Genomic DNA, 6,251 nt, shown 5'->3' on the forward strand with positions numbered 1-6,251 from the left:
CTTTCCCAGCCAGGAAAATGCACCGGAAAACTCTAACCAAAACTGGTCCAGTTTGAAGGGTTCAGATCAAAGTGCACAAGATGGTGGCGAATGGGAACGTAGGGTCGTCGCCTCGATCGCCAAGAAATTGAAAAGGTGCCAGCGAGGAGCGCCTTTTGGCTCGCATCGCCGGGTCCGCGATCAAGGCCCTCGACGGAGCGGTGCCGAAATTGCCGACCAGGCGATACTTTCGGCTCTGGTCCGCAAATACAAGACTGGCGGTTCCTAAGCAGCGAGCCCAGGCGGTGCCACGTTCCTCCTACGGCATTTCATTATCCACGCATGTTGCCGAGGCTGCTGAGCCTGCTCGAATTCCGGAACAATGCAGCACATCGGGTCCGCCATCGCGGCGCTGGAATGGCTCAAGCGTCTGATCGACGAGGACGACAGACGGATCGACCCGTATCGATCCGAGACCTGGCTGTAGGCCTGAAGGCCTAGCTTCCTGCCGTATTTCACGTTTACCAGGGCGTCGCCTTGCGCTGTGGCGGCAAATAATAGGCCGTCGCTCGAAGCCGGAGTGCCCATGGATCGGTAACCCCGCCTGCGCCTCGACCACCCTGGCTAGCGCCCGGTCGTAGGCTTCGCTCTCGACATGCCACTGTCGAACACGGATTAACACCCACAAGGTGTGGGTGTCTGTGGCATCGGCCATCATGCGCAGGCCAAAGCTAGTCTCTTCTGCGAGGATGACGTTCATCGCAGGGCGCTCCTGTACGCAGATGACTGAATGCTTCGCAGAAGCCAGTCGCAGCATCCACGTCTGGACGTCGCCTTCGCAATCGAGCCGCCCGGAATCGTAACAGCCCGAGCTGGCGCGGCCAAGCTCGCGTAACCGGATGTCGAGGTGAGCTTGAGATTTGCCAGCTATCCTCCTGTCGCAACGGCCCCGCGAGACGATCGCTGTCGGCCACAGCCTGGGCCGGAACAAGTGCAGGTCTGAGATCGCCATAGCGTCGGGACCCGCCCAAGCATTGCCCAATAGGTGTCTCGTGTTTCTTTTCGCATCCGGTGGATCTTTTACTTGACACATCCGGCCATAGCATCTGCCAATAGGGACAAGGCCCGCGGCACCAAGCGGCGCATCCGCGCCCACTATCGTGCGGAGGGCCACTAACAATTCACCAGGTTTCAGAGTGCATCAGCAGCAACAAAAATCGACGGCAAACTCGATGGGGGCTACGCGGATGGGGCGCGCTTACTGAGCGCCGAGTCTCAACTGCACCGTCGCCACCGAACTTTGGAGCTGTCGATCCTGTTCAGGACGTTCATTCAGAACCCTACTCGGTTTGTCGTGCTTGCGACAGCGTGATGTGCGGTTTGGCACGTCTCGGCGCTCTAGGTGTGAGCTTCCAATAGGTTGTCCATTCGATCCGGACCGGGAAAGCTGAGGTTGTCGAAGCTTCAGTGATTCTCGGGGGACCGAATGGACATCCATATGAATGCCCGCCTCACGCCGCTCAGTCGAGCGGTAATTGCGCACCGCGTGCTGATGGAAGGACAGCGACCGATGGCCGTCGCTGCGGCTTTCGGCGTCTGCGTGAAGACTGTCTATAAGTGGGTAAGGCGCTATCGACGGGAGGGCGAGGCCGGTCTCAATGATCGCAGTTCCCGACCGCACCGCCTGTATCATCCGACCTCGCAGGCCACCGCCGCCCGGATCGAGACGTTACGCCGCCTGCGCATGACCGGCCAACACATCGCCAAGGAGACGGGTGTCTCGCCAGCCACAGTCAGCCGCATCCTCAAGCGCCTTGGCCTGAACAAACTCAAGGCCTTGGCCCCGGCTGAGCCGGTGCGGCGCTACGAACGCGACCAGCCCGGCGAACTCATCCATATCGACATCAAGAAACTCGGCAAATTCAACCGAACCGGCCACCGCATCACCGGCGATCGCACGGGGCAGAGCAACAGCCGCGGCATCGGTTGGGAATACGTCCATCTGGCCATCGACGACCACTCACGCCTGGCCTATTTGGAAATATTACCCGACGAGACGCGACGCTCCTGTCTGCGCTTTCTCTTCAATGCTTTGCGCTTCTTCAAAGCCCATGGCGTTAAGGTCCAGCGCGTCATGACCGACAACGGCACAAGCTTCCGTTCCCATCGATACGCCAAGGCGCTGCGGCGGCTCAGCATCAAACACATCCGCACCAAACCCTATACGCCGAAGACAAATGGTAAGGCCGAACGCCTCGTCCAGACCGCACTGCGCGAATGGGCATATGCCAAGGTCTACGAAACCTCGCAGCAGCGCGCCGCCGACCTGCCGCTCTGGCTCCACCGTTACAATTGGCATCGCCCGCACGGCAGCCTACAATCCAAACCGCCCGTCAGTAGACTCGGCCTGATCAAGGACAACCTGTTGAGGCTCCACATCTAGGGCAGCCATTGAATAACATACAGAACAGTTTTCTGATGCTTTTCGCTCCTTCTGCATTGGCACGAATCTTGAACCTTTTTGTTGCGCGCCGCTAGGAGCTCCCAACGGGGGCCTTGGCATCTTCTCAATCCAGCTCTGAACGGAGACACCAATGATGAACAACATGGCAGCCTATCGTGTAACCGAATTAACCCCTCAAGAAGCAGCTGAAACCTCCGGAGGTTGGTATTTTTGGGTTTACTTGTTTTTGCGACGTTACGGACACTTGTTTGGTTGATAAGCGAGCTGGCTCTCGATGGCTCCTAGTGACTACAGACTAGCAGTTCCCCTTTCTGATGAAACGGCCAGCTGCACCGCAGAAAGCATACTGGCGCGACGATCAGGACGATCCTTGAGCATTTATAGGGCGATCTTGCTCTTCGTCGCCGCGGCATTTGGCTCACTGCCACTCGTTACCATACCGGTCTCCATGCAGAGTGTCGGTACTATTCGCCCGATCGTGGAGAAGACGCCCCTGATAGCGCCCGTCTCCGGACGCATCTCCCGTGTCCTTGCCTTTGAGAACGATGTCGTTGCTAAGGGGAAGGAAATAATCGCCTTTGACGATCATGTAATCGAGGAAAAGCTCAGCGGGGTTTTAGCCGACATTCATGCCAAGAGCGATCTTGCCCATGACTTCCAAACGCTGATTTCTTCCGGCGCAAGGCTCAGCGTCTCGCCCCCCCTCCAAACCGAATCCGCGACGGCTGAAAGGGTGCATTTTCTCAACTTGCTGCGCGAGAACCAAAATGCGCGCAGTAACGCCGCGGCGGAACTCGACCGCGCAAAGCGACTTGTCTCGGCTGCTGCGGCGCCGGCGAAGACCGTTGACGAGAAGGCTTTCGCTCTCCAAAATATCGAGGTCCAAGGCGAGATCCTCGTGCGACGCAAAACCGCTGATTGGAACCAGAAGCTCCTTGATGCTAACCTGCGCTTAAAGGAACTCACGGCCACCTTGCATCAGCTCGAGCACGAACGGGACCTGCACCGCATCCGCGCCCCAGTATCGGGTGCTCTCGAGCAGTTCTCCGGCCTCGCGCACGGAAGCTACGTGCAGAGCGGGCAAACCGTTGGTTGGATCTCGCCGAACGACGATCTGGTGGCGGAAATCTACGTCTCCCCCAACGACATTGGCTTTGTGCAGCCTGGTCAGCCGGTGCGGCTCCAAGTGGATGCCTTTAACTACAACCAATGGGGTGTCATCAAAGCAAGGGTGGTCGAGGTGGCGCAGGACTTCACTCTGCATGACGGGAACCCGGTCTTCAAGGTCCAGTGCGCGCTCTCTCGCAGCGAACTCGCGCTGAAAAGCGGGGCCATCGGCCACCTGAAGAAAGGCATGACCGTGCGGGCTCGCTTTCTGTTGGCCAATCGCACTCTCCTGCAACTGCTCTACGACGAGGCAGACGATTGGCTCAACCCGATGCTGGCGGGGCGCTAATATTGTCCCAACAGCCAGCGAGCCTCCATGTCGAGTAAGGCCATTAAGTTCAAACAGCGTGACATCACGGATTGCGGCGCCGCCAGCCTCGCATCTGTCGCAGCCTTCTATGGCTACAAGTTGCCATTGGCGCGCATCCGCCAGTATGCGTCGACCGACCGCTCCGGTACGAGTGTGCTGGGGCTCACGGAAGCGGCGCAGAAGCTGGGCTTCATCGCGAAAGGCGTCAAAGGTGGCTTCGACAGCCTGTACAAGATCCCCAAGCCCGCTATCGCGCACGTCGTCAAGGAGGACCTGCACCATTTCGTAGTGGTCCATGCGATCGACGCCAAGTGGGTCATCGTCATGGACCCGGCCCTGGGCGAAATCTGCAAAGTGCCGCATCAGGAATTCATGGAGCAATGGACGGGCGTTCTGGTTTTGCTGGTTCCGGCAGACACATTCAATCGTCGAGACGAGACCACGTCGCCCCTCGCCCGATTCGCCCGCCTACTCGCGCCACACCGCACGGTGATGGCGCAGGCTCTCGTAGGCGCTCTTGTGACGACCGTCCTCAGTCTCTCGACGGCGATCTACGTTCAGAAGATCGTTGATCACGTGATCCCAGCGGGAAACCGCAACCTGCTCAACTTGATGAGCATCGCAATGCTGCTGATCCTAGCGATACAGATCCTGATCAACCTCCTAAGAGGCCGACTCGTCCTGCAGACGGGGCAGAAGATCGACGTATGCTTGATCCTCGGCTATTACAATCACATCCTGGCCCTGCCCCAGAAGTTCTTCGATAGCATGCGCATGGGAGAAATCGTGTCGCGCATGAACGACGCTGTGAAAATCAGGAGCTTCCTGAACGACGTTTCGATAAACATGTTTGTTGACATTTTAATGATACTGTTCTCGTTCGGAATGATGTTCATCTATTCCTGGAATATTGCTTTGATCGTGGCGCTCGCCATTCCAATGTACATCCTGGTATATTGGGCCATCAATCGGATGAATCGAAATCTCCAACGAGTCATCATGGAAAATGACGCCAAACTCGAGGCGCAACTGGTAGAATCACTCGGAGCTGTCTCCACCATTAAGACTTCCGGCGTCGAGAGCTTCGCAAACTTCAAAATGGAGACCCGCTTCGTAAAGATGCTGCATTCCGTCTACAGCTCCGGGCTGATCTCAATCTGCGGCGACAACGCCTCGACGTTGCTGTCGGTCCTGTTCACCATCGTGCTGATGTGGTTTGGAACCACGCTTGCGCTCGAACAGGCCGTCACGCCCGGCGAATTGCTGTCCTGCTATACGTTGCTTGGCTATATCACCCGGCCGGTCGCCCGCCTGATCCAGACCAACCGGATCGTTCAAGACGCGTTTATCGCGGCGGATAGACTTTTCGAGATCTTTGAACTGGAGTCGGCAAGCAGCAGCGGCATCGATGCTACGAAGACCGATCTCGGAGATATTCGCCTGGAGAACGTCACATTCCGCTATGGCGCGCAGGCGGAGGTTTTCAGCGATCTAAGCGTCTCCTTTCGCCAAGGAGAGTTGACGGCCGTCGTGGGTGAGAGCGGCTCGGGCAAAAGCACCCTTGCGGCTCTGCTGCAGAATGTCTACCAGCTTGAGGATGGATGCATTCGGATCGGCCAATATGCCCTCCAGGATTTCTCGAGCGCATCACTGCACAAGGTCATGGCTGCAGTACCGCAATCGATAGACGTCTTCTCCGGTTCCGTGATCGAGAACATCGCCCTGGGCGAGTTCGAACCGGAGTTCGATAAGATCGTACGCATCTGTGATCGAATAGGACTGCGGGAGTGCATCGAGCGCTGGCCCGGGCGGTTCCAGGCCCATCTGGGCGAGAACGGGGTTCGCCTCTCCGGAGGTGAGAAGCAGCGCCTCGCATTGGCTCGGGCCCTGTACCGGGATCCCGACGTTCTAATCCTTGACGAAGCGACCTCCTCTCTGGACTCGGCAGCCGAAGAATTTGTGCTGCGGGTTGTTGAGGATCTGTCTCGCGCTGGGAAGACCATCATAGTCATCACTCATCGGTTGAGCACCGTTCGTGGGGCGGACAATATTGTGGTCCTGGACAAGGGGCGGGTCATTGAGGAGGGAAAGCACGCTGACCTAGTGAGAACTGATGGCCCTTACGCTCGATTATGGCGGGCGCCAAGGTCGTGATCCGTGTAGGCCCTGTCGGCTCGAGGATTGAAAACGGTTGTGAACGTCACGGTTAAGCAGCATGGCAACATTGTCGGCTGTGAACTTGAAGCGGCGGTGATTGGAACGTGGGCGATGGACTTCGTTCACGACCAACTCGCAACGGGTAAGAAACTGCGCGTGCTGACGGTGGTCGAC

6 protein-coding genes are annotated in these 6,251 nt (G+C 57.8%); 5 read left to right on the forward strand and 1 reads right to left on the reverse strand.

What is annotated here, in order from left to right:
• The coding region (locus ATY29_RS37335; RefSeq protein ID WP_207797764.1) for a hypothetical protein at positions 1-268 on the forward strand (268 nt) is incomplete at its 5' end.
• Positions 269-298: 30 nt separating this feature from the next.
• On the opposite strand, the gene ATY29_RS38600 is transcribed toward ATY29_RS37335, so the two are convergent.
• Positions 299-739 (reverse strand): Tn3 family transposase, encoded by a 441-nt coding sequence (locus ATY29_RS38600; RefSeq protein WP_244597482.1) that lies wholly within the window; start codon positions 737-739, stop codon positions 299-301.
• 726 nt (positions 740-1,465) lie between these two features.
• On the opposite strand from ATY29_RS38600, the gene ATY29_RS31795 reads away from it, so the two are divergent.
• The 4 genes from ATY29_RS31795 (at position 1,466) to ATY29_RS31805 (ending at position 6,074) form a co-directional block, all read left to right on the forward strand.
• Positions 1,466-2,422 (forward strand): IS481 family transposase, encoded by a 957-nt coding sequence (locus ATY29_RS31795; RefSeq protein ID WP_097537507.1) that lies wholly within the window; start codon positions 1,466-1,468, stop codon positions 2,420-2,422.
• 151 nt (positions 2,423-2,573) lie between these two features.
• Positions 2,574-2,699 carry a hypothetical protein gene (locus ATY29_RS38250; RefSeq protein WP_004676277.1) on the forward strand — a complete coding sequence of 42 codons (126 nt, stop codon included), beginning with the start codon at positions 2,574-2,576 and terminating at the stop codon, positions 2,697-2,699.
• 114 nt (positions 2,700-2,813) lie between these two features.
• Positions 2,814-3,899 (forward strand): HlyD family secretion protein, encoded by a 1,086-nt coding sequence (locus ATY29_RS31800; RefSeq protein ID WP_008533948.1) that lies wholly within the window; start codon positions 2,814-2,816, stop codon positions 3,897-3,899.
• Positions 3,900-3,926: 27 nt separating this feature from the next.
• Complete coding sequence (locus ATY29_RS31805) at positions 3,927-6,074, forward strand: peptidase domain-containing ABC transporter (protein ID WP_004676279.1); 2,148 nt, start codon at positions 3,927-3,929, stop codon at positions 6,072-6,074.
• The last annotated feature ends 177 nt before the right edge of the window (positions 6,075-6,251 follow it).

The sequence above is a fragment of the Rhizobium hidalgonense genome, from assembly GCF_002914525.1.
Lineage (GTDB): Bacteria > Pseudomonadota > Alphaproteobacteria > Rhizobiales > Rhizobiaceae > Rhizobium > Rhizobium hidalgonense.

Bases quoted from the DNA above. Each gene is read 5' to 3' on its own strand.
- ATY29_RS38600 (WP_244597482.1), bottom strand. From the start codon at position 739: ATGAACGTCATCCTCGCAGAAGAGACTAGCTTTGGCCTGCGCATGATG.
- ATY29_RS31795 (WP_097537507.1), top strand. From the start codon at position 1,466: ATGGACATCCATATGAATGCCCGCCTCACGCCGCTCAGTCGAGCGGTA.
- ATY29_RS38250 (WP_004676277.1), top strand. From the start codon at position 2,574: ATGATGAACAACATGGCAGCCTATCGTGTAACCGAATTAACCCCTCAA.
- ATY29_RS31805 (WP_004676279.1), top strand. From the start codon at position 3,927: ATGTCGAGTAAGGCCATTAAGTTCAAACAGCGTGACATCACGGATTGC.